The organism is Paenibacillus sp. FSL H8-0104 (assembly GCF_038050215.1).
GTDB classification, from domain to species: Bacteria; Bacillota; Bacilli; order Paenibacillales; family Paenibacillaceae; genus Paenibacillus; species Paenibacillus amylolyticus.
This window is the reverse complement of the sequence record NZ_JBBOTC010000001.1, coordinates 250,042-275,718: the sequence shown is the minus strand read 5'-3', so window position 1 is coordinate 275,718 and position 25,677 is coordinate 250,042. Positions and strand designations below refer to the sequence as shown.

The 25,677-nt window shown below is 48.7% G+C and carries 20 protein-coding genes; 3 read left to right on the top strand and 17 right to left on the bottom strand.

Annotated elements, in window-relative coordinates:
* Position 1 precedes the first annotated feature (1 nt).
* From NST38_RS01260 to ytxJ, 9 genes are all read right to left on the bottom strand, one after another.
* Complete coding sequence (locus NST38_RS01260) at positions 2 to 1,588, bottom strand: ATP-binding protein (protein WP_256720197.1); 1,587 nt, start codon at positions 1,586 to 1,588, stop codon at positions 2 to 4.
* Positions 1,589 to 1,595: 7 nt separating this feature from the next.
* Entirely contained in the window at positions 1,596 to 3,935 is a 2,340-nt protein-coding gene (locus NST38_RS01255) for a histidine kinase (protein ID WP_076254206.1), read from the bottom strand.
* Positions 3,936 to 4,022: 87 nt separating this feature from the next.
* Positions 4,023 to 4,583 (bottom strand): potassium-transporting ATPase subunit KdpC, encoded by a 561-nt coding sequence (gene kdpC, locus NST38_RS01250; protein WP_076254208.1) that lies wholly within the window; start codon positions 4,581 to 4,583, stop codon positions 4,023 to 4,025.
* Between the two features lie 61 nt (positions 4,584 to 4,644).
* A complete protein-coding gene (gene kdpB / locus NST38_RS01245) occupies positions 4,645 to 6,645 on the bottom strand; it encodes a potassium-transporting ATPase subunit KdpB (protein WP_218640809.1) in 2,001 nt (666 codons plus the stop codon).
* A gap of 191 nt (positions 6,646 to 6,836) precedes the next feature.
* A complete protein-coding gene (gene kdpA, locus NST38_RS01240) occupies positions 6,837 to 8,516 on the bottom strand; it encodes a potassium-transporting ATPase subunit KdpA (protein WP_076254213.1) in 1,680 nt (559 codons plus the stop codon).
* A gap of 59 nt (positions 8,517 to 8,575) precedes the next feature.
* The gene (locus NST38_RS31595; protein ID WP_353884092.1) at positions 8,576 to 8,638 is read right to left on the bottom strand and encodes a potassium-transporting ATPase subunit F; all 63 of its coding nucleotides are present in this window, start codon (positions 8,636 to 8,638) and stop codon (positions 8,576 to 8,578) included.
* A 339-nt stretch (positions 8,639 to 8,977) separates the two neighbouring features.
* Positions 8,978 to 10,174 (bottom strand): spr1629 family repressor/antitoxin, encoded by a 1,197-nt coding sequence (locus tag NST38_RS01235; RefSeq protein ID WP_076254215.1) that lies wholly within the window; start codon positions 10,172 to 10,174, stop codon positions 8,978 to 8,980.
* A 32-nt stretch (positions 10,175 to 10,206) separates the two neighbouring features.
* Entirely contained in the window at positions 10,207 to 10,965 is a 759-nt protein-coding gene (locus NST38_RS01230; RefSeq protein ID WP_017691175.1) for a spr1630 family ClpXP-sensitive toxin, read from the bottom strand.
* A gap of 110 nt (positions 10,966 to 11,075) precedes the next feature.
* Positions 11,076 to 11,615, bottom strand: a complete 540-nt coding sequence (gene ytxJ / locus NST38_RS01225; RefSeq protein WP_256720198.1) for a bacillithiol system redox-active protein YtxJ — start codon at positions 11,613 to 11,615, stop codon at positions 11,076 to 11,078.
* A 220-nt stretch (positions 11,616 to 11,835) separates the two neighbouring features.
* Between ytxJ and NST38_RS01220 the strand changes: the two genes are divergently transcribed.
* The gene (locus NST38_RS01220; RefSeq protein ID WP_076254324.1) at positions 11,836 to 12,690 is read left to right on the top strand and encodes a hypothetical protein; all 855 of its coding nucleotides are present in this window, start codon (positions 11,836 to 11,838) and stop codon (positions 12,688 to 12,690) included.
* A 116-nt stretch (positions 12,691 to 12,806) separates the two neighbouring features.
* Here NST38_RS01220 and NST38_RS01215 read toward each other — a convergent pair whose 3' ends face one another.
* The 3 genes from NST38_RS01215 to NST38_RS01205 all read right to left on the bottom strand — a co-directional run bounded on the left by NST38_RS01215 (position 12,807) and on the right by NST38_RS01205 (position 14,270).
* Positions 12,807 to 13,235 carry a VOC family protein gene (locus tag NST38_RS01215; RefSeq protein ID WP_047841503.1) on the bottom strand — a complete coding sequence of 143 codons (429 nt, stop codon included), beginning with the start codon at positions 13,233 to 13,235 and terminating at the stop codon, positions 12,807 to 12,809.
* A gap of 167 nt (positions 13,236 to 13,402) precedes the next feature.
* Complete coding sequence (locus NST38_RS01210; RefSeq protein ID WP_076254218.1) at positions 13,403 to 13,963, bottom strand: hypothetical protein; 561 nt, start codon at positions 13,961 to 13,963, stop codon at positions 13,403 to 13,405.
* A 79-nt stretch (positions 13,964 to 14,042) separates the two neighbouring features.
* Entirely contained in the window at positions 14,043 to 14,270 is a 228-nt protein-coding gene (locus NST38_RS01205) for a hypothetical protein (protein WP_017691180.1), read from the bottom strand.
* A gap of 177 nt (positions 14,271 to 14,447) precedes the next feature.
* On the opposite strand from NST38_RS01205, the gene NST38_RS01200 reads away from it, so the two are divergent.
* Positions 14,448 to 15,323 (top strand): CPBP family glutamic-type intramembrane protease, encoded by an 876-nt coding sequence (locus NST38_RS01200; protein WP_047841502.1) that lies wholly within the window; start codon positions 14,448 to 14,450, stop codon positions 15,321 to 15,323.
* A 16-nt stretch (positions 15,324 to 15,339) separates the two neighbouring features.
* Positions 15,340 to 16,101 carry a MerR family transcriptional regulator gene (locus tag NST38_RS01195; protein ID WP_076254220.1) on the top strand — a complete coding sequence of 254 codons (762 nt, stop codon included), beginning with the start codon at positions 15,340 to 15,342 and terminating at the stop codon, positions 16,099 to 16,101.
* A gap of 48 nt (positions 16,102 to 16,149) precedes the next feature.
* On the opposite strand, the gene NST38_RS01190 is transcribed toward NST38_RS01195, so the two are convergent.
* From NST38_RS01190 to NST38_RS01170, 5 genes are read right to left on the bottom strand one after another with little or no spacing between them, the layout of a single operon-like run.
* Positions 16,150 to 17,022, bottom strand: a complete 873-nt coding sequence (locus tag NST38_RS01190; protein WP_076254223.1) for a sugar phosphate isomerase/epimerase family protein — start codon at positions 17,020 to 17,022, stop codon at positions 16,150 to 16,152.
* A 12-nt stretch (positions 17,023 to 17,034) separates the two neighbouring features.
* On the bottom strand, positions 17,035 to 17,910 hold the full coding sequence (locus NST38_RS01185; protein ID WP_076254225.1) for a sugar phosphate isomerase/epimerase family protein: 876 nt from the start codon (positions 17,908 to 17,910) through the stop codon (positions 17,035 to 17,037).
* Between the two features lie 38 nt (positions 17,911 to 17,948).
* Positions 17,949 to 21,095, bottom strand: coding sequence for an alpha-mannosidase (locus NST38_RS01180; RefSeq protein ID WP_076254227.1), 3,147 nt, complete (start codon positions 21,093 to 21,095; stop codon positions 17,949 to 17,951).
* Positions 21,092 to 23,404: a glycoside hydrolase family 3 N-terminal domain-containing protein gene (locus NST38_RS01175; RefSeq protein WP_076254229.1), complete on the bottom strand. Its 2,313-nt coding sequence runs from the start codon at positions 23,402 to 23,404 to the stop codon at positions 21,092 to 21,094. Before NST38_RS01175 ends, NST38_RS01180 begins: the two co-directional genes overlap by 4 nt.
* Positions 23,405 to 23,449: 45 nt before the next feature.
* Positions 23,450 to 25,669: a helix-turn-helix domain-containing protein gene (locus NST38_RS01170; RefSeq protein ID WP_076254232.1), complete on the bottom strand. Its 2,220-nt coding sequence runs from the start codon at positions 25,667 to 25,669 to the stop codon at positions 23,450 to 23,452.
* Positions 25,670 to 25,677: the final 8 nt, after the last annotated feature.

Here is a 25,677-nt window from a genome sequence, read left to right as displayed (position 1 = left end):
GTTATTCTTCAACCTCTCCTTGTTCTGAATAGGGAAACCGTGGTCCGTGAGCCTCCATGGGGATATCTATGCGCATTCTCGTTCCCCCGCCCGAATTCGGCTCTGCTACTATGGTACCTCCGTGGACTTCCACAATGCCTTTGCAGATCGCCAGACCAAGCCCCGTTCCTGTGACATGCTGAGTAGACTCCGAGCGATAGAACTTATCAAATATACGCAATCTTTCCGCTTCCGGTATACCGATGCCTTGATCAGCTACCCAGATCGTCAATTGATTTGGACTCTTATCACTCGTCACAGTGATGACAATCTGGCTCTCGTCGGGCGAATATTTGATGGCGTTACTGACGATATTGACCAGTACCTGCTCCAGCAATACTTCATCTCCGTAAATGAAGGCCGGATCATCAGGAAGTTCAACTCGAATGTTACGATGCGGACTGAATTCCCGAACTTGTGTCAGTACAACGCTGATTATATCTTCCACGTCACACCATTTCCGGTTCAGTTGCAACATGCCGCTCTCCAGCCGAACCATACCTAACAGATTTGTGACGAGACGATTCATACGCAAGGCTCCATCCCGAATGTTGCCTGTTAAATCTCTCCGATCCTCGGGTGTAAAAAGAGTATCATTCTCCAACAATCCTGTAGCCGAGCCGATAATGGCGGTTAGGGGTGTACGCAATTCATGAGAGACAGAATCCAGCAGCGCTGTCCGTATGCGCTCTGATTCAGCAGTAATCTGCGCCAATCTGGCCTCTTCCGCCAGCTTCACTCGGGCAATAGCACCTGCGGCCAGTCCTCCGCATGCTTCCAACAGACGAAGCTGTTCTTGCTGCTCATGAACCTCACCAGCGTCCATGCTCACGGCGAGCACGCCATGAATCTGCTCCTCTGTGCGTAGCGGCACATATAGCCCGAGAGATTCCCGTAAAGCGGATGATCCCTTACCTGCGACCTGTCCGTGATGATACACCCATTTGGCAATGGCAATCTCCGACTCCCCATCTCCCCAGCCATCCTTCTCCCCTTCGGATGCGGAAGAGCTTGTAACCAGCAGATCACCCTGCCCATTCGGAAGATACACAGCTACTGGCTTACCCATGGTAAGCGATACTTGGGTTGCAATGTTAACCAGTAATGTATTCAGATCCGTAATAGCTGTCATCTGACGACTCAATGCGTATAGGGAGTTAGTCGTGGCCTCGCGTGCTTTTACCATCTCCAACTGTTGTCGCAATCGACCTGCAAGACTGGCTGTCAGGATCGCCACCGCAAGATACACAACAAAGGAGATGAGATATCTCAAATCCTCAACCGTAAAGCTCAAATATGGCGGGACAAAAAAGAAGTCAAACATAATGACGCTAAAACTCGCGGCATATACAGCTGGCCCCATTCCCCAATACACGGCACTCACCAGGACGGGAAACAGATATATAAGCGCTACATTAACCAAATCACCACTCATGCCGATGGCATGAAGCAGTAAAGTTAGCAGCGTCACCCCGAGGGTCACCCATACATATGCCGGAACCCGTTTCCCGTGGGCTGCCTGCGTTTCTTTTTTTATTTGTTCAGACAATATCCATTCACATCCCGCTCAGTTCATAATCATAATCTGCAACGATTAATACATCCAGATGCCGCGACAAGCGTACAAGTCGGTTGACCACCGACCCTGAGCCGCGATAGCCATTCAGCCACCACACCCGTCTTGCCTGCCCGACCACCAGCTGGGTTGCTCTTGCCTTCGATGCCTTTCTTGCCAAAATCTCAGGTACATCGCGCAGTCTTGGACTGTGATGAATATGAAATTGACCACCAAGCCGAATTGTCAGCTGCTCCAACGCTTCCAGATGGCACTTCACTTCGTCACTCATGGACTCACCGATGTGGATATGATGTACATGCCAGATGGCTTTTAGACGATAAGCCATGCGGAATCCGCGCCGGATCAGCCGCTCGGCATGACGATCACTGCTTACACATACAAAGACCGCTTCCTGTCTGCGCCAAGGTCCTCGAAGTGCAATTTTGGCCTGCTGTGTTTCAAGCCGTTCATCGACATCGTCCGCCAGTTCGCGCAGGGCAAGTTCTCGCAAGGCAATCAGATTGCCAATTTTGAAGAAATTCGCAAGGGCTTGCTCGACCTTGGCAGTTGCATAGATTTTACCCTCCCTCATGCGCTGCCGCAAGGCTTGGGGTGCGACATCAATCAGCTGCACCTCATCCGCCATCTGAATGATCCGATCGGGTACGGTCTCGCGGACACGAACACCTGTAATATGTTCAACGGCATCATTCAGGCTCTCGAGATGTTGTACATTCATTGTAGTAATCACCGAGATGCCTGCATTCAGCAGGAACAGAACATCTTCATAACGCTTTTGCCGAACACTCCCGGGTACATTCGTATGCGCCAGTTCATCCACAAGCACCACTTCTGGGCAAAGATGCAGAATAGCCTCTGTGTCCATCTCTTCCAGATGCGCCCCCTGATAAACGCGTTGCGCGCGAGGGATCACAGACAGGTGGCCCATCTGCTCCACGGTTTCCGCCCGCCCATGGGTCTCCAGCAAGCCGATCTGCACATCGATGCCCTTGCGGAGCAAATCATTGCCTTCCCGCAGCATCATGTAGGTTTTGCCTACACCTGGTGCAGCTCCGATATATATTTTGAATGTGCCGCGCTGAATCTGACCAATCTGTTCCTTCATTTCCTGCTCGCTTAGTCTGCGGTATGTCAGATACTCCACATCGTTAACTTTAGCCGGAACCACACGTTCACCCTCCCGGGCCGCTCGATCAGCAACCAGAAACAGATCGACACCACGTAATCTGCGTAACAGCGAGTTAACAACGGACCCTTGCAACAGTTCCTGCCAGCGTGTACGCCGGGAGTGTCCCATCACAATCCGGGTAATCTGGTGCTCCATGGCGTAACGCGCCAGCGTAGACGGGATGTTACGACGGTTTAATATAGACAGCTCCTCCATATGGCCGCCAAACTTCTCTACCAACTTGATCATATTACGCCGAAATACGATTGCCTCCTTGGTTAATGGATGCTTCATATTCCGGAAAACAACGGCGCACAAATCACCATTCAGCCGTTTGGCAATCTGTTGCCCACGCCGGATATAGATGGAGCCATTCCAATGATATTGCGTGGACACCAGAATCCGTTCCATGATGCCTGTTGTGACGGTAATTCCCATCTCCTCCCGATGCTCACGCAGGGATTCATTCACCCCTTCTGCAACCAATCTCAGGGCCAGTTCGCGCAGAATACCCAGATTGCCTTGACGAAAAACTGCTTCTCCCTCATGCCCCTTCAGATGACCTTCTGCCAGACGGCTCAGTATGGTTTCTGGTGTGACGTCTATCAGCTTCACTTCATCCGCAAGCTCCAATGTATCGGCAGGCACCGTATATTCTGCTGCGATCCCCGTAAGTTGTCGTGCCAGCTCTGTATAGCCTTCCAGCTCATACACATTCACCGTTGTCATGACACTGATGTTGTTTCGGAGCAAAAACTGAATATCCTCCAGCCGGGTAGCATACCGAGCACCTTCTCTGTTGCGATGTGCCAAACCATCCACCAGCACAACCTCCGGATTACGTGCCAATAGTGCATCCAAGTTCAGATCCTTCATCTCTACATCATCACTCTCGCGTAACCAGTGAATGCTTGGAATCCGTTCGAGTGCGCCAAGCTGCTCTACCGTTTCCGGTCTGCGCATCGTGGACACGGCACAGATGACCACATCAATGCCTTGTTGGCGCAACGTGTTCCCTTCCCGCAACATGTGATACGTTTTGCCCGATCCGCTGACTGGGCCGATGTAAATTTTGAGGGTACCCTGCTGCAGCTTCGTAATCATCTTCAACATCTCTTCCGGTGACTTGCGCTTGAAGCTGTCTTCCATCCGTCCCACTCCCCCTTTCCTTTAAAAATATGAAGAAAAAATGGAGAAAGCCCCTCCCGATATATCGAGAGCAGGCTAATATATTCGTTAATTCAGTTCTGCTGTCAGCGCCATATTCAGAGCCGTTACATTCACACGCGGTTCCCCGAATATACCCATTTGCCGACCTTGCATATGCTCATTTACAAGTTGCACAAGCTTCTGTTCACTAAGCCCTGTAGCTTTGCTAATGCGTGGGATCTGTGCCTCAGCGGCTTCGGGAGAGAGATCCGGGTCAAGTCCAGAGCCTGAACCCGTCACAAGATCAGCAGGGATCTGCTTCAATCCCGGATTTTCCTGCCTAAGCTGAGCAATCTTTTCTTTCATCTCGCCGATATACTCCTCCGAGACTACAGCGCGATTGGAACCGGCTGAAGCCGTTGGATCATAATTGGCATTTGATGCCCGGGGCTGGAACAGCCCCGGCGATTGGATTTCCTGCGCCAGCAGGGACGAGCCGATGATTTTCTCGTTTTGCGTAATCAGACTGCCATTCGCCTGCGCAGGAAAGAGAAGCTGGGCTACACCAGTCGTTACAAGCGGGTAGATTAGGCCGCATATCAGCATAAGCACAACGGATAACCGTACGGCGGGCAAGAACATGTTCATACAGATCACTTCCTGAATTCATTAGGATAGAAGGACAATTTTGATAAGCGTTGTTATCTCGTTAAAGAATCCTCGACAGAACCATATCAATCAGCTTAATGCCGATAAAAGGTACAATCACGCCACCTACGCCATAGATGAACACATTGCGGCCAAGCAACCTTTCGGCTGACATCGCCCGATACTTAACCCCTTTCATCGCGATGGGAATAAGCAGCGGAATAATAATGGCGTTGAAGATCAGCGCCGACAGGATCGCGGACTGCGGTGAAGCCAGATTCATAATGTTCAGTGCCTGAAGTTGTGGCATGGCGAGAATAAACATGGCTGGAATGATGGCAAAATATTTCGCGATATCATTGGATATCGAAAAAGTTGTGAGTGCGCCGCGTGTAATCAGCAGCTGCTTGCCAATGGAGACTACCGACAATAATTTGGTCGGGTCGGAGTCCAAATCAATCATGTTGGCCGCTTCTTTGGCCGCCATGGTGCCCGAATTCATCGCCAGGCCCACATCGGCCTGCGCAAGAGCAGGAGCATCGTTGGTACCGTCGCCCGTCATGGCGACGAGCTTGCCCTCCTGCTGCTCTTTTTTGATCGCCGCAATCTTGTCCTCGGGCTTCGCTTCGGCAATAAAATCATCCACACCCGCTTCCAGCGCTATGGTCGCTGCGGTCAGCGGATTGTCGCCTGTACACATAATGGTCTTAATGCCCATGGCGCGCATCTCAGCGAACTTCTCTTTCAGCCCTGGCTTCACAGTGTCTTTCAGATATATCACACCATAGATTCGTTCATCGATGGCCACAGCAAGTGGCGTGCCCCCGGCCTTCGCAATGCGATTTGCAATCTCATCCAGATCACCAGGTATGCGGCCTCCTTCGGAAGCAATATGACGTTTGATCGCATCTACCGCACCTTTGCGGATCTTCATTCCGCTACTCAGGTTCAGACCGGACATCCGGGTCTCTGCCGTGAACTCCACATTTTCCGCATTTGCATACTCCGTCTCAGCCCAGCTCTGGCCTTGTTTGCCTGCCAGTTCCACAACAGAACGTCCTTCCGGGGTCTCATCTCGCACAGAAGCCTGTAAAGCAGCTTGCGTCATCTCTGACAAAGTAATTCCCTGAACGGGAATAAACTCAGATGCCATGCGGTTTCCGTATGTGATCGTTCCTGTTTTGTCCAGAATCAGCGTGTCGATATCCCCAGCTGCTTCCACCGCTTTACCTGACATAGCGAGCACATTGAACTGTGTAACACGGTCCATCCCGGCAATACCAATGGCGGATAACAATCCACCAATTGTGGTTGGGATCAAGCAGACGAGCAGTGCGATCAATGTCGCCAGATCCAGTCGAATACCCAGGTAATTCGCCATCGGAACCATCGATAGAATGACTATTAGAAAGATCAGAGTTAATACGGCGAGCAGGGTTGTCAGCGCTATTTCGTTTGGTGTTTTCTGGCGCTGTGCACCCTCAACCAGAGAGATCATCCGGTCAAGGAATGACTCACCTGGATCGGTCTGAACACGCATGACGATGTAATCGGACACGACGCGGGTACCTCCGGTAACCGAGGAGAAATCGCCTCCTGCCTCCTTGATTACCGGGGCGGATTCTCCCGTAATGGCCGATTCATCAATGGAGGCCAAGCCTTCCATAATCTCACCGTCTGTCGGAATCAGTTCACCGACTTCCACACGGACCATATCACCTTTTTTCAACTGGGTCGAAGACACTTGCCGGATTGTTCCATCCTTCTGCACCAGATTGGCCAGGGTGTCCGACTTCGTCTTACGTAACGTATCCGCCTGAGCCTTACCTCTACCTTCTGCAAGTGCCTCCGCGAAGTTAGCAAACAGCAGCGTGAACAACAAAATGAAAAACACGGCAATGTTGTACCCGCGCCCACCCTCGGATGCGGTGAACAGATCGGGGTTGATGCATAATAAGAGCGTAATGAATGTACCCACCTCGACAATAAACATGACCGGATTTTTGATCATGACCACCGGATTCAGCTTCTTGAACGCATCGAGTGAAGCCTGAAGTATCATATCCTTGTTTAACGACCGTTTCGATCCGGGATCACGTTGAATATTACCGCGGTTGTTATCTGGCTCATTGCCCTTCGTTCTAAACATTTCTGTATCCATGTGTTGCATCCTCTTCTTTCGTTCGACTGCATTCATCGTGTACTGCCACCTCCATACGTTACATCCTTGTGCTGATCCATCTGTCGTATCCCTCATTGAATCATCGCCAGATGCTCTGCAATCGGTCCAAGAGCAAGCGACGGGAAGAATGTGAGTGCACCGACTACAATGATCATCATGACCAAAATGCCAGCAAACAGAGGTGTGTGTGTCCGCAACGTGCCCGTAGTTACAGGCACAACCCGTTTGGTGGCCAGTGAACCCGCAATAGCCAGCATGGCGATCATCGAAACGTACCTTCCCAGCAGCATAACGATACCAATTGCGATGTTGTAAAAGTCTGTATTGGCATTCAGTCCGGCAAAGGCCGATCCATTATTGGCTGCACCCGAGGCAAAAGCATAGAGAACTTCAGTCAGGCCATGCATGCCCCCGTTCGAGATGGACGCAATAGCTTCAGGCCGCATAAGCGCGATTGCCGTTGGCACCAGAATAATCAAAGGATGAATGAGCAAGGCGATGGATGCGAGCTTCACTTCTTTGCCCTCGATTTTTTTGCCCAGAAACTCAGGTGTCCGTCCCACCATTAATCCACAGATAAACACAGCCAGAATCACATACAGCAGTCCGTTGATCAGCCCTACCCCTTTTCCCCCAAACACGTTATTGAGCATCATCTGAGCCAGTGACACCAGACCTCCAAGCGGAGTGAGCGACTCGTGCATATTGTTGACTGAACCTGTTGTAGCCGCCGTCGTGACCGCTGTGAATAAGGCCGACTCCGGTATGCCGAACCTAACCTCTTTCCCCTCCATATTGCCTTGAAGACCTACTACATCCAGCGCGGGTACACCGCGATATTCGGAGACAAATACGGTGGTCAACATCACTAGGAAAAGAAAACTCATCGCCGCGAACAATGCCCAACCCTGCTTCCGGTTATTGACCATCAAACCGAAGGCGTATACCAGTGCCGTTGGCAGCAACATCATACAGACAATATGCACCAGATTGCTCAGGGCCGTCGGATTCTCGAATGGATGTGCAGCATTGGTTCCAAACCAGCCGCCACCATTCGTTCCGATGTGTTTGATCGACTCCAGTGAGGCGACCAGTCCACGTGAGATCGTCTGCTGCGCGCCTTCCAGCGTGGTTGCGTTCACCGCTCCCGCGAGTGTCTGAGGCACCCCCTGGAACACGAGGAACAAGGCCACGATGAAGCTCAGCGGTAAAAAAATTCTCGTAATCGACCGTACAAGGTCGACGTAAAAGTTCCCCAGTTCATCCCGGCGGCCTATCAGCCCGCGAATGAACGCAATAGCCACTGCAAATCCCGTTGCTGCCGACGTAAACATCGGAAACGTCACGGCCAGCATCTGTGACAGATACGACAAGGCGTTCTCGCCCGTATACGACTGCCAGTTCGTGTTGGTCATGAAGGATACGGCCGTATTAAATGCCTGCGCCGCTGGCATATTGCCGATGCCATCCGGATTGAGCGGTAAATATTTTTGCAGCCGTAGCACCAGAAACATCAACACCAACATTACAAAGTTGGAGAGGAGAACAGCCGTGAGGTACTTTTTCCACCCCATGGATTCGTTCTCGCGTACTCCCATTACTCGATAGAACAGTCGCTCCGGTCCGCCAAAAATCCGATCCAACCCCGTTCGCTGTCCATCAAACACGTTCACTATATATTTTCCCACCGGTTTCACCAGCAGCAGGATGATAAGCAGCGTCACCGCTACTTGCACTACACCGATACCCATATCCGCATTTCCTCCCTATTCGACGTTCACTTGTTCGTGCATTACGCACATTGTCAGCATCAGAATTTCTCCGGCTTCACCAGCACATAACCGAGATATATCACCAGTGCGAGCACAATCATACCGATGACGATCATTTGGCATCCCCCTCTCTACCCTCAAGCCTTCTCGCAGAATTTCACGAATCCCCAAAACACCGCAAACAGCAGCACAACCAATCCAATCATCGTGGCATCATTCACCATGCGCCCTTCCTCCCTCTCTCTACCGTTCTCTGCACCTGCTACATGTAAAATCGTAATATGAAACGCTGTAAAAAAGGGGTAAAGAAATGCCTACATGGGTGTAAAAAAAACGTAAAAAAGACCCGCTCTCCTCAGCAATGGGCTGAAAAGAACGGGTCTATCATCATTTTATACGGAGCAATCCATTACGTGCCAATCTATTACCTACCCGTCATTTCAAGAGCTACGTGTAGGCATTTCCCTAACATTTTGAATACTAGTTTCAGGCTTGTTCGTCATGTACTTGTTAAAAAAGTCGGTGTTTATTCCTGTCATATGATGAAAGAAGGAAGTTTCCACTTTCCAATCCTCCTCAATCATATAGCGGATATCCACAAGACCTTTATTGGAAAGCAGATCAATAATGGTTTTAATTCGCATCGGCTTTTGAAGTGGAATCTCCCTGTCGAAAGGCTCCTTTTCCAGATATCCTCTTCGGTGCATCGCCGCATAGAAATTACGATGATCCTTAGCTTCCATCATTCCTAGATGTGCTGCTCTGTATCCCAGCACTTGTAGGGAAGTCTTCCATTTATTTTTCAAATCAAGATATTGATCGGGATTCGTCTTATAAGTGATTTCATTCATGTCCGATGAAAACTCTTCTTCGGGCAATAAAAATGCACCCGCAAACAGATTAGCTTCATTTTCAATCAATTTGTGTTCTTTTCGGTCCAGATTGACAAATTCAAGACGATAATGAAGCAACAAATGACCAAGTTCATGTGCAATATCAAAATTCCTACGAACCGCAGAACGTTTGATGTTGCCCAGTATGATAAACGGACGATCATTTCGTGTCCAAAGACTGTACGCATCAATTTCTTCACCAATCGCTTTTTCAAAAACATATACACCACTTTTTTCGATCCGGAACATCAGGTTCTCATTCGTGGATGGCTCCATATTCAGCCGTTGTCTCGCAAGATGGGCAACATAATGGATCTGGGTCGTACGATCATCGTCTGTATGGTTCATATACTCAATTGCCTCTTCCCGCAATTGGATAATATTCAGTGTGGGAAGGCTGATCTGAGCGGTAATATAATTAATGAACGTGTCCAGATATTCTACATGCTTTGCTTCTGTCTGTGTCTTGGATATCACATTCATCACTTTCGAACGATAGGCAATGTTCATAACATCAATGTTGGCTGCGTTATTACGCTGTGTAAGCATATCTTTCGTATAAAAATACTTGCTTTTTACACTGAAAATGCGTTTCAACTCATTCACAATTGGCACCTTCGGAGAGGTATAAGCATTTTCATATTGCCAGACTGCTTGTTCTGTCACACCTAATTGTTCAGAGAGCTGTTTTCTCGAATACCCATGCATGATCCGCAAATTGGTCAAATTTTCACCAACGAACATGCTACTCCCTCCTTACTGAACGACACAGGGAATCACCCCCGCTGTTCTCCTTCCAAAATTTCAATATCATAAGCTGCCGGATCAACGATATCTTCCACATCAGGCGTAAGCGCCTCCCGTTCACTATCATCCAGTTCAGCACCAGAGATGAGGTCTGATAAATCTTCTATAAAATAAGCGATATTATCATGCGGATTAGGCAGATAATGCTGAACCTTCGAAATTTGGTATGCATCATCAATAGCATAAGTGAGTATATGAAACTCATTATATGTAGATGCAAGATGTTCAAGTTCTTCTTTCACACGGCTGACCTGACTCTCTGAGATTGGAAAAGAAAGTTGCTCAACCCTCTCCAACTCACCATGTTCATTACGGCGTGGTTGAATCAAAGAAAATTCCAGATCGTTATTAATCTTGGAGAGATCGTGTAAATAGGTACGGAAAGCACCTTTGTTGTCAACGCCCGTAGGTAGCTTGGCACTGGAAAAACTATTCTCATTAAAGTAGGCTGCGTTCTTTATCAGAAACAGAACTTTTGATTCTTCATGTGTGAACTGGAGATAATCCCATGTTAAACCTGCTTTGGATTTCTTGTGAGTGAATCCTTGTTCACCGCAATAATCTGCGATTTTGCTCTCAATAAAATTTCCCTTTGTCCAGGCAAAGGCTGAACTAATCTTCATGTTTCTCTTCCGATCTTTACGGTGATCAATATATTCGCGGTATCCTTCAACAATAGCATCAACAAGCATCTGACTATGTTCCGACTTGAACTTATATTGTTCCATATAGATCACTCCGATTCATAAATATGAAGACAAGTTATATTTTAATCGAAGTTCGTGTGCAAAGATATGATTTTTTTTGATATTTTTAAAGTAAACCTATCTCATACACTTCATCCAAATGGATTCTCTGCCCACTGCAATAATCTCTTCTTCGTGATTTTGCCATGGGAGGTATGATGGACGACTTTTCCCTGATCGAGCAGAAGCACCTGTGGTGACTCATGATGAACCTCGGTCTCTTCCGCAATGTAGCGGGATAACGAACGGTTTTCAATCACTTTGACGATGCGGTAGTCCATAGGTTGTTTGGGATCTGATGCATGGGTGCCTACAAACGCCATAAACTCTCTGTACGCTCTCGCACTGGTCGGACAAGTTGTGCTGTGTTTTAGGATAAGCACCGGATGATCCTGCGAGCGATGAAGCGCGTCTTCCCAGTCATCAGGTTTATGCAATTCACGGACATGTTCGCTGAGCATATGTTCCGAGTCTGACCCTGCACGTTTGCTAACCACCGAACCGATCACAATGCCAAGCGCCAAGCCAAAAGCAATCCCGAGTCCAAGTTGCTTTGTAGCCGTACCAATGCTGACTCCCATAGCCGTTCCTATAGCAAGCCATACGGCTTGATGATTTACTTTTTTCTTCATGCAGATCTTCCCTTCCTGAAATATATATATCAAAGGCATCTTCCCACCATATATTCTGATCAAATTATAGCATAGGCCTCTGTGAGCAGGCGTTGATAATATTCATCTCCGAGTACAGATTTCAGTGATTGGATTTATGCAAAATGCTCATTTGTGATACACTGGTTGTAATTTGGAAACGATGAACATGAAGAATGGATTGGAAGGGCGGAAATTCCATATGACATACGCATTTATGATTGAACCGCAGGATTTTATTGCGCTGGATAACGAAGATGAGCTGATTGAGAAATGTCAGGAGTGGGGCCTGCTTTCTGGTAAAGCGACCAAACTCAAAACGTTCTATTATAAAGGAAACGGATTAAACATGCCGTGCACCATCATTGGATATGTGGATCACATGGCAGCTGTTATTCAACTGGATAATGGACAAAAACATTGTATTCACCCGTCTTATCTGAAGGAAATGCAAGCGTCCAGTTACAGCGCCAGAAGCATAAGTAATGCCGGATCAGATCGAAGCACAGAATCGGCAACTTCGGATACAATCGCACCAGTCGCTGCTGATGTTACGCCAACTCCAGATGCCCTGGTTAACCCGGATGAAATTCCGCCGGATCTGGATGATTCGGACGACACGGACACAGATGAATTCTCCTCGGGGATGAAGGGTGATCCGGATGGGCTCGTAGAAGAGTATGTTGGACCTCAGTCTGGGACAGCCAGTGAAGCCAAACCCAAAGCCAAAACAGCGAGCAAAGCTAAGAGCGTCAAGATTGATCTGCCCGAAGGTAAAGTGAAGATGAGTGCCGTTGTCAAAGAGTTCACCACCGTACCGAATCACTTCTCTGACAATGACGATGAAGTCATCATCTATGAAGCAGTTACCATTACGGAGCCAGACGTCATTGATGTTGGGGAAGCCTGGTCAAGCCACAGTGCCACCGTTAAGAAACAGGAACTGGAAGTGGGCGACGTTATCACGTTTGAAGCGAAAATTATTAAGAAGAAGCTGACACGTAACCCGGTTCCCTATAAAATCAACAATCCTTCCAAGATTCAGAAGGAAGACTAATCAAGGAAGATTAATCACGAGTCATTACAAAAAAAGCAAAAAAACCTCCACAACTACTCAAAGCAGATTGCGGAGGTTTTTGCCATTTGAAGTTTATATTAGTGAAGAGTACACTCTTAAGCTTGTCCCGGCGTAGCACTGATCTGAAACTGTACGCCAAACTTATCGACAACCGAACCGTAGGCTGGACTCCAGAACGTTTCTTGTATCGGCATTTTCACTTCGCCACCGTCTTGCAACTGGTTGAAAATCGCTTTGGCTTCATCCGCCGTATCCGTGTTCACCGTAACCGTAACATGATTACCTACAGTGTACGGCATGCCTGGAAACGTATCAGACAACATTAATACCGAGCTGCCAATTTGCAAAGAAGCATGCATAATACGGTCTTTCGCTTCTGGTGGGATGGGGTGATTCGGGTCAGATGGACCGTCGCCAAATGTTTGAAGCGCGAGCACTTCGGCTCCAAATGCCTTTTGATAAAAATCTACCGCTTCACGTCCATTACCGTCTGTAACCAGATACACATTCAAGCTGATCGACATGCGTTCTTCATCTCCTTGGGCTCTTGTAATTATACGATTCACGCCACTTGCGACATGAGTATATATGAACAGGTTGTCCTTTGACAAGCGTATATTTCTGCGCTCATCTCTGCGGACCTTTACACGATTAGGGTTACCAACATATTCTTAATCCATCCCTCTCTCCACTACTTCTTACGCTTGCGTATATAGTAGAGAGCAGTGATCAGAACACCCGGAACCAGTGCTGCAAAACTGGCATAGATCAGACACCATTTCAACAGGGTACATATCGGAGTGAGTTCAGCAAGCACAGGCGTACGTTCAGGATAACGATGCATGATCAGGGACGCACCTATATTTTCAAGCATGTCTATAGCCCAACCTAAGACCGGAATCAGATTCACCCAACGCCAGCGACTTTTTACCGGAAGCACACGATAGAGTATCGATAACAGAACAACTAAGAGGAACAGATAGGCTAAGGGCCATATGAGATCAAATGTGAACCGTGCCTGAATATAGGCGCTCCGCCCTGCTTCACCATACTGCTCAGCCATCTGATAAAGATCATCCGCAGTGTACAGAAAAGAGGAATCCGGGGACTGTCCACCACCTGTGGCCTCCTCCGACTTTGCCGCCTGCCAGGGCAGAATAAATGCAATGAAACAGGCAAAAACAACAACCGCAGCTGCAACCCATTTCCAATTCACCCGCTGATAGAACCAACCTGACACTTTATTCAGCACGTTCCGTCCCCTTTCCGATAAAAAAAAGACCACTCTCCCGAATCCTGTCGGTAAAATGGTTGTGTTCAATCCTATGAAGTTATCGAGCTTGAACGATGTTATCTATTTCACTTTTCAATAAGAGGTATCGGTGAACACTTCTCATGATCGGGACCTTCGTTAGTTTGTTCTTGTCCACGTACAGTTTCATCTGGTCTTTGGTCAAACCAAGCAAACTTCCAGCTTCCGATACCGTCAATACTACCTCGGGGTTCGTAGCATTAAACGTCCTCTTTACTTTCTGATTCCAGTCCTCGAATACCTGCATAGATCAGTGACATCTCCTATCCATAGCCAGTTATTATCAGGCTGAATATATCCAGTATACCACACTTGTGCTGCTCGTAACTTAATCCTTGCGCAGAACCATATTCTGATAGGCATATTTCCTGCTTGACCCTGACGTTAACTCGAGGGTTTATACTGGCTTCAGGAGGGGATTAGCATGAGTATGTCACCTGAACATGTAACCAAGAAACGACGCAGCAGTGGAATAGCCATTATTGGAATGAGTTGGTTGACGATGACATTGGGTCTGTTTTTTGCTACACTCGCAGGGGAGTTTGTCAGCACTATTGTTGCTGGTGAATGGATGGTTCATCTCATCCAAGCTGTTGTAATTATTAGTATCGTATTGCCCGTACTACTCGTCATTCGAAGGCACTTCCATATGAAGTCCGTTCTTCTTCCTCTGACAGGAAAAAGCATAATTCACTTGCTCTTTGGCGCATTATTTGCCACTTCCCTGGCCTTCATCGGGTTAGCGATAGCCAGTATGAACAACTGGATTACGATTACGGAGTGGCACTTCTCAGCCGAGTTCTTGCTTGCTGTTGCACTTAATAGTTGTATTGCTTTCTTGTACGAAGCTTTGCCAGAGGAACTATCCATGCGAGGCATGGTCTATGATGGATTACGCTTCAGACTGCGACTTCCTGTGTTTTTCGCTTATGTAACTCAAATCATACTCTTTCTGCTGGTTCCGATGAGTGTCAGCCTATTGCAAGAGCTCGTCGGTATGGATGCCGGAAACCGGATAACCTTGGATTATATGATCCTGCTATTGACCTATGGTATCACGTTACAGCTTCTGCGCAGTTTGACCGGATCTTTATGGGCCTCCATCGGATTTCATATCGCTTACCTGGAGGTAGCCAGATTCGTTGTTATGCCAGGTGATAGACCAGCATTGTTAAACTATACCGCGCAAGATAACGGGTTGGCCGAAATATTTATTTTGTATATGATGATAATCTTCGTCGGTGGGATCATTCTGGCGGTGCTCAATGCATGGCGCTGGTGGAGAATACATAAATCATGAGGGAGGGTTCTGCCTGTTGTATACCGTTGGACAACTATCCAAACATACCGGAGTATCCATCCGAACACTGCATTATTATGAAAAGCTGGGTTTACTGCGACCGGCCCGTAATGAGAACAATCAGTATCGATTATATGGTGAAAAGGATATTTTACGGCTTCAGCAGATTACCATTTTGAAGAAAATGCATTTTAAATTGAATGAGATTGGAGAATTCCTCGATCAGGATGCTGCTCGCTCTGAACCAGAGAGTACCCTTACTTTATGGAATAATACGTTGGAACAACAACTGGCCGTCGTTAAGGAACAGCAGGAGAGATTAAGCAAGGTCGAGCATCTTCTTTTTTCAACCCTATATGCCATCAGAGCATCTGGTACAATCAGTCTGGATGAAATGTTGGGTTTCATCCGTGAACTGGATCAGCCTCCGGGCAAGTTCCGACAAGATGTTTTTACACCTGAAGAAATGGAATCGTTACCTCTGAATAATCAGAACAATTCAATATCCATGGAATGGGCTGATATTCTTAAAGATGTCCATACATGCAAGATGGAACCTCCGGATTCCGAAGCCTCACGGTTACTGGCCATTCGAATCTCTGATTATGCTGAAAGGGCTTTTCAAGGGAATGCAGAATTGGCAGAAAAATATTGGGATTATATCACCCCAGAGGATGATCAGTCAGCTCGTGTATATGGTATGACAACGGATACCATGCGTTACATCGAAATGATCCTGGATCGATGGGCAGTCCAGAATCCTGATGATCAACAATAAGAGCCACTTCGAAAAGTGGCCCTTGATCCATTCCCTCGTTATGCTTCGTTACGCCTCTTCCCAGAAGCGGCGCAGGTTGTCCATGGCGATTTTGGATGCGGATTTGCATTCCTCCATGCCTTCGAACTCCACCGTAATGTTGCCATCATAACCGGAGTCTTTGATCAGCTTTACAATTTTACGAATTGGAATGTCACCTTGTCCAACGATGGCCCCACGCAGGAAGTTACCGTTGGCCGTCGTAAACCATTCACCCTCACCTGGATGCTCATCATAAGGACGGAAGTAAAAATCTTTAAAGTGGACCAGAGAAGCGTACGGCAGATTTTTCATGACACCAATGATCGGATTCTCATCCACACACATGAAGTTTCCAATATCGAGTGTTGTTTTGAAGTTCGGACGATCTACAGCATGCAGAACACGCTGCACCCGATCACTCGCCTGCACGCTGAAGCCGTGATTTTCAATGGTTGTCGTGATGCCAAACTGCGCGGCATAGTCCGCAATGATCTGGCTTCCCCGCACCATCAGCGGCAGATTTTGCTCGAACCAGGCGATGGTCATCTTCTCCTTTGGCAGGGTAAACGCCGTGACGTCATGACGCAGATGTTTTACACCCATCCGGTGTACGACATCCACATGTCTTTTGACCCGAGCCATCTCCTCTTCAAACGCCTCTTCCGTCTCCTGCACGAAGTTCGCTGGCAGCGAGTAGTTGGACAGTTCAATATCCTTAGACGCTGCCCGTTCCCGAATCGCATCCGCCAGATCGTGATTATCCTCAACAGTGTAACCGTAAGGAACCATTTCCATATGCTCGCCGCCGTTCGCCGCAATCCAGTCGATCACATCCAGCACCGTCATCTCACCCGAATTCAAATCGTTCAACAAACTATACGTGCTCAGGCCCACTTTCATCTGCTCAGCTCCCTATCGATATTGTTGGATAAATTGAACCGCTTTGCGAATGTCCTGCTCCGGTTGATGGCCTACTTCACGTTCAATCGTCAGATAACCGGTGTAACCAATCTCCTGAAGCGCTGCAAAGTATCCATCAAAATCAACGCCACCCTCGCCCAGCGGCACCTCACGGAAGAAAGTCCCGGAAGAGACCATCTCGGCAATCTTATCGTGATCCATAGGGGCATAACCGACCGCTCCGTATACGTCTCGTGGGTCAACTTCCTTCAGCCGCACACCATCCTTCACATGAGTATGTACGATGTAATCCTTGAGCAGATGAACGCCCCGCGCCGGATCATCTCCGGTCACCATCACCATATTCGCCGGATCAAAATTCACCGATACTCCGTTGGTCGATAACGTATCCAGGAATCCTTTCAAGTCAGCAGCCGTTTCCGGTCCTGTCTCAATGGCAAAGTATGCGCCAACACTTTTGGCGTATTGGCCCAGTTCCTCACAAGCAGCATGCAGTGTGGCATAAACTTCTGATGAAGGGTCATGTGGAACAATGCCGATATGTGTAGTGACAATGTTGGTGCCTAGATCGAGGGCCAGATCCACGATCCGCTTCGACTTCTCTACTTTCCACGGATTATCTTCCTTGACCTGAAACCCATGTCCGCCCAGATCACCGACCAATGCTGAAATTTCGAGACCCAACGAATCGATGTAACTCTTCAGCTCCTTGCGCGCCGCAGGTGACAAATTTTCAGGGTCCATCTCTCCCTTGACGGCGTAGATCTGCACACCTTCTGCACCTACGTCTTTGGCTTTGTTCAACCCTTCCCGTCCCCCTACGCCAAAGCTATCCACGATGACACCAATCTTATTCGTTAATTTCATGTCATACCTCCTGTGATTGAGTGAGTAACTCTACGTTCTCATGTAAATGTAAGGTTCGACTCATTACTGATATCAACAAGTTTCACCGACTTGATCTCATACGGTTTGAATGTCAGTTCAATTGTGCCGTTTGAACAAGCCAACGGATGGATCTCATCCTCCAGCAGATTAATGATGGACGCTTTGATTTCCTTTTCAGCCCACTGAACCTGCACCGTTTCCCGACCTCCGGATGATTCGTAGAAACGTAGTACTGTTCCGGAACCGTCTTCCGCTGGCTTGATTGCATCCAGAATGACATGCTCACTGTTGAACTGAACCCAAGCATGTTCAGCTGGCAAGTGACCGGAAGACTGACTCGCTGCCACAACTTCGACCGGATGATTCAGCTCCATCGCCCGGCGAACGACGGCAGCTTGTCGCCAATCTCCCTGGTGTGGCAGGATCGAATACGTGAATTCATGATCGCCCTGATCGGCATGTTCATCCGGCCATTTCGGAGCACGAAGCAGAGACAGGCGGATCGTCCGATCCTTGATGTCATACCCGTACTTGCAATCATTCAGCAAACTCACACCGCTGTTGCCCTCCGAGATATCCGCCCAACGATGTCCACAGACCTCGAACTGCGCCTGCTCCCAACTGGTGTTGTTATGAGTTGGACGCTCCAACGCTCCAAACGGAATTTCATAAGCCGCTTTGGCTGCCACCAGGTCCACCGGAAATGCCACCTTGAGCAGTTTATGGCTCTCATTCCAGTTCACTTTTGTACGGAAATCAACACGCCGCTGGTAACGATGCAAAATGATATCCTGACTGATCTCCGATTGATTCAACTTCCAGACAAAGCGTAGTACATCTCGCGTAGCCCCGCGCTGTACAATCTCTCTGGAGATCAACTGCACCGCACCAGCTCGCTGAGATTCAAATCGTGGATCGATATCCCATGCATCCCAGTACGTCGGTTTGTCGTGGAAAAACTGCCACTCATTCGCCCGATCACCAGGCTTCAGCCAGTCACGTCCTACCGTTTTGTCATACCATCGGGTGATCTCTCCCAAGTCATTGAACTCAAGGGTATAGAATTCGGTTTCCCACGTGGAAGGGAAGGATTTTTCTTCTCTTACTGGAAGGATAACATCCGATGCTTCGCGCAGCCATATGGTTGTATACCCAAAAGCAGGAATCGACGGAACATGCACGAGCAACGTATACTTGTCTTCCTTTTGTTCAAGATCACAGGCCAGACGGTTTCCTTGACGATCAAATGCTGCCATCCTGGCGAGGTGAGCATCCCCTGTAATGGTGATATTTTCTCCGCGTTTCCAGCCGAGGCTGTTGAATATAATGTAAGGAAGACCATCGAGTTCATCTGTTGCAATGTTCTCCGCAAGGGTATCCAGCGTTTCCCGCAGTGCGGATGTACCCAGTGCAAATACTTTCGTGTACTCGTCGGTGGACGTTACGTAAACTTCTGGAATCGACGTTCCCGGAATAATGTCATGGAATTGGTTGAGCATAATCAACTTCCAGCCTTCATCCAGATCATTCTTCGTGCGCGCGCCGTAAGCCCCGGCAAATTGCCCCCAGATTTCCGCTTCCCGGTACAATACCTCTGCCTTACGGTTGCTACGTTTGTTCCTTGCATGAGTTGTATACGTTCCGCGATGCAGTTCCAGATACAAGTCCCCGTGCCATTTCGGCAACGTCGGATTATTTAATGATATGTCTTCAAAAAAAGCCCCTGCTGTGCTGAATTTACTGATTGGCTGTCCAACCATCAAATGGGATCGCTCCGCAAACTCCACCATCTCATTCGTCACGCCACCACCACCATCGCCATGTCCGTAAAGCAACATTTGCTCAGGGTGCACATCCTTTTGTTTAAATGATTGCCAATGTTCATCCACATCTTTGGGACGCGTATGTTCATTCACCCCATGATTCAGATATGCCAGCACGGAAGTGCCATCTATGCCTACCCAGTCGAAGAGGTCATACGGAAACGCATTGGTATCATTCCAATTCAGCTTGGTGGTCATAAAATAAGGAATACCCGCGAGTTTCAGCATCTGCGGTAAGGAAGCGCAGTAGCCAAAGGTATCCGGCAGCCACTCGATGTTGGAGCGTTTGCCAAACTCCGCCTGATAGAAGTTCTGTCCATACAGAATCTGCCGAACTAACGACTCGCCACTCGGAATATTCAGATCCGGCTCGACCCACATGCCTCCGACCAGCTCCCAGCGGCCTTCAGCAATACGGGCTTTAACTCGCTCGTACAGCTCCGGGTAATGATCCTTCACGAAGGCGTACAACTGCGGTTGGCTCTGGGAATACACAAAATCCGGGTACGTATCCATCAAGGTGCACATGGTCGAGAACGTGCGACTGGACTTGCGAACCGTCTCACGTACAGGCCACAGCCAGGCAATATCAATGTGGGATTGTCCAACCAGATGCATGAAGCCACTCCGATATTCCTCCGGGTCTTCCTGCTGTACTGACTGTGCTAATACATATTCGAAGTTCTGTATCCAGGTTGCATCATTCCAGCGTTCCGGGTCATTGTACATGTTATCCATCACCTGATGAATAGCCTGAACAAGTGCCATCCGCTTGGGTCCCTTCTCGTTATATGCCCGGAGCGACTCGGCGAGTACCGTCACGCTGTACATCAGGCTCTGCAGTGGCTGATTAACATGAACCAACGCTGCCCGAATGCCCTGAATAGGCGGCTGAATAACGGCTTGTCGGTTGAGTGGATCATGCGGCTCCGGAATCGGATCGTAGAGTTCAATCTCCAACTGCGGTGTATTTCCTACCCGACTTCTCGGAAGGGGTACGAACCCGTGATTCCGGTCCAGTCCGTGATACGGCATGTCATTCACCTTCAGCAGCCCTTCTCCTCCGGCCTCGAAGATCAGTCCAACAGCCTGATCCTGCCATTCCGCCGGAATCTCCACACGTTTGCTCAGAAAATACGTCGTTCCATGTACGCTGTTCAGCGGATTCAATCTTTGCATAGCCTTGTCTGCCTGCTCATCTTCATTTACTTCTGCCTGTTCGTACTCGTATTCCCCTGGCCGAATGTATCTGGCCCTCTGCATCTCCCACGCTGGAAGCTCGATCGTATCCAGCCATTGTCGGTGCTTCAGATCTTCGATGAATCGCTGAATTCGAATCATACCTCCACCCCCACCTTCTGGATGTGCAGACTGCAGGCGGTCCAATCCATAGAATTGCGGCCAACCATGAGCCTGAATTCACCCGGTTCTACGACAGACTGGAGACGGGAGTCGATCAGTGCGAGGTGTTCTTTTTGCACAGGGAATGTAACGGTCTGGGTCTGTCCTGGCTTCAGATGAATTTTACGAAAACCCTTAAGTGACATTTCAGCCCGCGTAACCGAAGCCGACACATCCGTGATGTACAACTGCACAACCTCACTTCCCGCAACCGCTCCGGTATTCGTGACTTCAACCATCACCTGTGCCTCATCTTCTGGCCCAATTACGCCGGGCATTACTCTTACATTCTCGTATTTGAATTCGGTGTAGCTCAGTCCATATCCAAACGGATACTGCGGCGCCAGATCCATCTCCAGATACCGTTTGCCACGAGTGCGTTTGGCATGATAGTAGACCGGAAGTTGCCCAACATGCTTGGGAATGGAGACGGTAAGGCGGCCAGATGGATTCACATCGCCAAACAGAATATCCGCAATCGCGTTACCACCTTCCTGTCCGGGGTACCACGCTTCCACAATCGCATGGACATGCTCATCAATCCAAGGTTCAGCAATGGGGCGGCCGTTAATATACACAACGATAACGGGTTTCCCAAGCTTATGTACCTCCTGCACCAGTTCCAATTGAACACCCATGAGATTCAGGGAAGCCCGGTCAATGCCCTCGCCACACTCCATGTCGTTCCATGGATCATCGGTCACCACAGACGCACCTGTCCGCAAGTCGATCGTACCTTCACCAAAATCGCGGGCGCTGGACCCGCCCATCACCATCACGATGGCATCTGCCTGTTCCGCACAAGCCAGCGCTTGCGCAAAGCCCTCTCTGGAGTCGCCTTTAATCCGGCAGCCAGGCGCGTACAGCACCTGACCCGAATCCGCGCCAAGCTTGCGCGTAATGCCATCCAGTACGGTGACGATCTGCTCTCTCGGTTGTGGCGAGGTATAGTCCCCAAGTTGGTTATAGATATGGTTCGCGTTCGGACCAATGACAGCTAGCTTTGGACCTGTTTTGGCAAGCGGAAGAGTATTTCCCTCATTTTTCAGTAAAACAATCCCCTCTTGTGCAACTTCCCTCGCCAGCTGTGTATGGTCTTCACATCCGATGACCTGTTCTGCAAAGTCAGGATCTACGAAAGGTTGTTCAAACAGACCAAGTCTGAATTTCATCTCTAGCACTCGCCACACAGCCAAGTCCAGATCCTTCTCTTCGATCAATCCCTGCTCAAGCGCCTGACCAAGATGTTTGCGGTACATGTACCCGGACATTTCCATGTCTACACCTGCCTGAAGGGACTGTGCCACGGCCTGCTCCCCGTTCTCGACGGTGTTATGTCCATGGACCAACATCTGAATGGCACCAAAATCAGTAATCACAAACCCATCAAAACCCCACTGCTCGCGCAGAAGGTCATTCAGCAGATACGTACTGGACGTGCACGGTACACCATCAATCTCGTTATAAGCGGTCATGACGGAACATGCCCCGGCTTCCACTGCTTTTTTGAACGGCAACAGATCTATTTCATGTAATTCACGTAATCCCATATGCACAGGTGCTGCATTACGTCCACCCTCTGAGCTGCCATAAGCCGCAAAATGCTTAAGTGTAGCGACAATCGTCTGGTTGGAGTCGAGCCGATCACCCTGTAGTCCCTTCATGGCTTCTACTGCGAATTCACCGATTAAGTATGGATCTTCGGCAAAACATTCCTCCGTCCGTCCCCATCTCGGGTCACGTACGACATCAAGCACCGGGGAATACGTTGCCGCTCCCCCCTGGCTCCGGGTCTCCACAGCGATGGCTTCACACATCTTGCGGTACAGCTCCATATTCCACGTACTTCCCACCATTAACGGTACCGGAAAAACTGTTGCCCCGATCGCCATATGCCCGTGGGAACACTCTTCCCCAAACAAAATGGGTATGCCCAGCCGGGAATGCTCCATGGCATACTGCTGAATGACATTTGTGGCAACGGCTCCCTGCCGTGGGGTAAGCCCCGTTTCCAGCGTCACTTCGGTCCATGGATCGGCCCGAAGCACACCGTACAGAGAACCGACACCCCCCTGTTCCATGTACGTTTTGAACTCTTCCGTCACCTGTACTGTACCATCAGCTGCTTTATTATACGTCTTCCACCCCATCGGCTGAATGAGTTGTCCAATCTTCTCTGCCGTTGTCATCCGTCCGATCAGATCCTGAACCCGTTCCTGAATGGGAAGCGAAGCATCTTTATAGTCCATATGCACATTCTCCTTATGCGTTCGGAATTAGTTAGGCGCATGCACTCACATGGCTTTGCGGTAGTCACTTGGTGCCACACCCACCACGTTTTTGAAAGCCCGGTTGAAGGAATTATAGTTTGTGTATCCCACTTCCTCACTGATCTCCTGAATAGCCTTATCGGTCTCCTGCATGAGCAGCTTGGCTTTTTCGATGCGATGACTAATGAGCAGATCCACAAACTTCTCCCCAATCTCATCCTTGAAAAGCTTACTCAGATACTTCGGATTAATATCGAATAGATCACTAAGGTAGTTCAGTGACAGATCAGGATTGTTGTAATGCTCTTCGATGTATTTGCGAATCTCCAGAATATGTGATCTGTGTTTTCGGGAACAATGCAGCGTCTGCATCTGCAACGCCAGTTCTCTGAACCCTTCCCAGCACAGCTCACGCAGATCGTCTAACGTCTCCCAGCCCTCCAGCCTTGGAAGAAGTGGGGTGAATATAGCGGCCCATGACTCCTGATACTCTCGTGGAAGTTCGGCGAATTCCCGATTGTAATGTTGAAATAACAATTGGATTGTATTCATAATCTCCTGACGGGACAGAACGGACTCACTGATTTGTTCAAACAGTCTCTCAAAATGCTTTTCCCAAACATCGTCCGACAAGCGCATCGCCTGTACCAGCAGGGAGATGGTCTTCAGGAACTCATACACATCATTGGTCGAATTCGGCACATCACTACACGGAATGATGCGATTTATGCCCAGTACAGCCTTGTACTCCAGCGCGTGCACAGCTTCTTTCACTGAAGCTCTCAACCCCCGAATATCAACAGCAACCCGACCAACACCAATGGTCACGGTGAAGTTCAGATACTGATCGATTCTGTCCAGATAACCAGCGAGTAATCGATGCTCAGTCTCCTCGGCCTGTTCCATTTCCGGAATCCAGAGGATGGCGTACAGACGCTGATCGGAGATCCATTCAGCCCATACTTCCGTTCCTTCATGACGCGCACTCTCCTGCAGAATACTGGATAACACAAATTTCAGGAGGGATTGGTCCTGATGATGATACTCCGTCACAAATGCATCATACCGATCCATCTCGACCACCATGACGGCCCAATGATGCTCCAGCTCAGGCAGTTTGAACTTCTTCATCTCCGCTGTCAGCTCCGTGCTCGTAAAGTCTCGTGTGCCCTCCAGCAACTCCTGAAAGAACATTTTTTTCTGCAAAATCAGATTCTCTTCATGCTCCTCCTGATATTGTCTCGTCTGATCAATCATGCGTTCCAACGTTGTATGGATGAATCGAAACTCATTCTCTTTGCCATAGTTGAGCCCCGATTGCTTCTGCGAAGAGACGGTCTGAATTAACGTGACAATCTGCTGAATCGGCTTGTAGTTTCTACGGGTCACGTAGATCACCCACACCACCCCGATCAATACAACCACTACCGCAAAGGCAAACCAGATATTATAAAATTGCAGCGTCCATTTGATGATTTTTCCATTATTGAGACCTGTCTGCACTTTCCAACCGCTATAACTCGACGTAAATTCGGAGAAGACTTCTCCCGATGCGGTTTTAGTAGAAGCTGCAGCCCCTCCTGGCATGCTGCTATCCCACAGATTGCCGCCCGCACGGTTGAAGATGTTCACAAACGTAAATTCCGGATCATACATCTGCATAATGGATTTTCTCAGGGTACTCAGGTCCACGTTTGTGACCACAAGTCCTTTGCCGTTTCCTACACTGCGCACAATTGTAATCACTTGCTCAGTCGCTTGCGATGGAAAAGCCCGGAACGCTCGTGCTCCTGCCCATTTCTGTTCATCCCTTGACCGGCTATCTGCAATAAAGTCTGCATCCGGGAACTCTTCAATCGGAACAGCCTTCCCGTTACTGAAGACCGTGCCATCCCCGTATCGAACGAGATAAATCGAATCAATCAGCGGATACTCTATTTTCAATTCATCAACCACCTGGACCGCCTGAATGCCGGCATACACATCATCGCTGCCAGATACCGAGAAATAATTCTTCAAGTTAGGGTTGGTCAAAATCTCACGCAGTACCTTGAAGTCGATGGAACGTAGGGAGTTGTCCAGATATTGAGTAACCTGTGAGGCCAGAAATTCATTGGCCTTGAGCGCTTCTCTACGGTTCTGTTCATTGAATACTTGAAAGAAAATAAAGAATAGAATGGTCGTCACAATAAAAAAAACAGGCAGATACGATAACAGCAAACGCCTAAACCAATTGTTGTTCATCTCCGAGA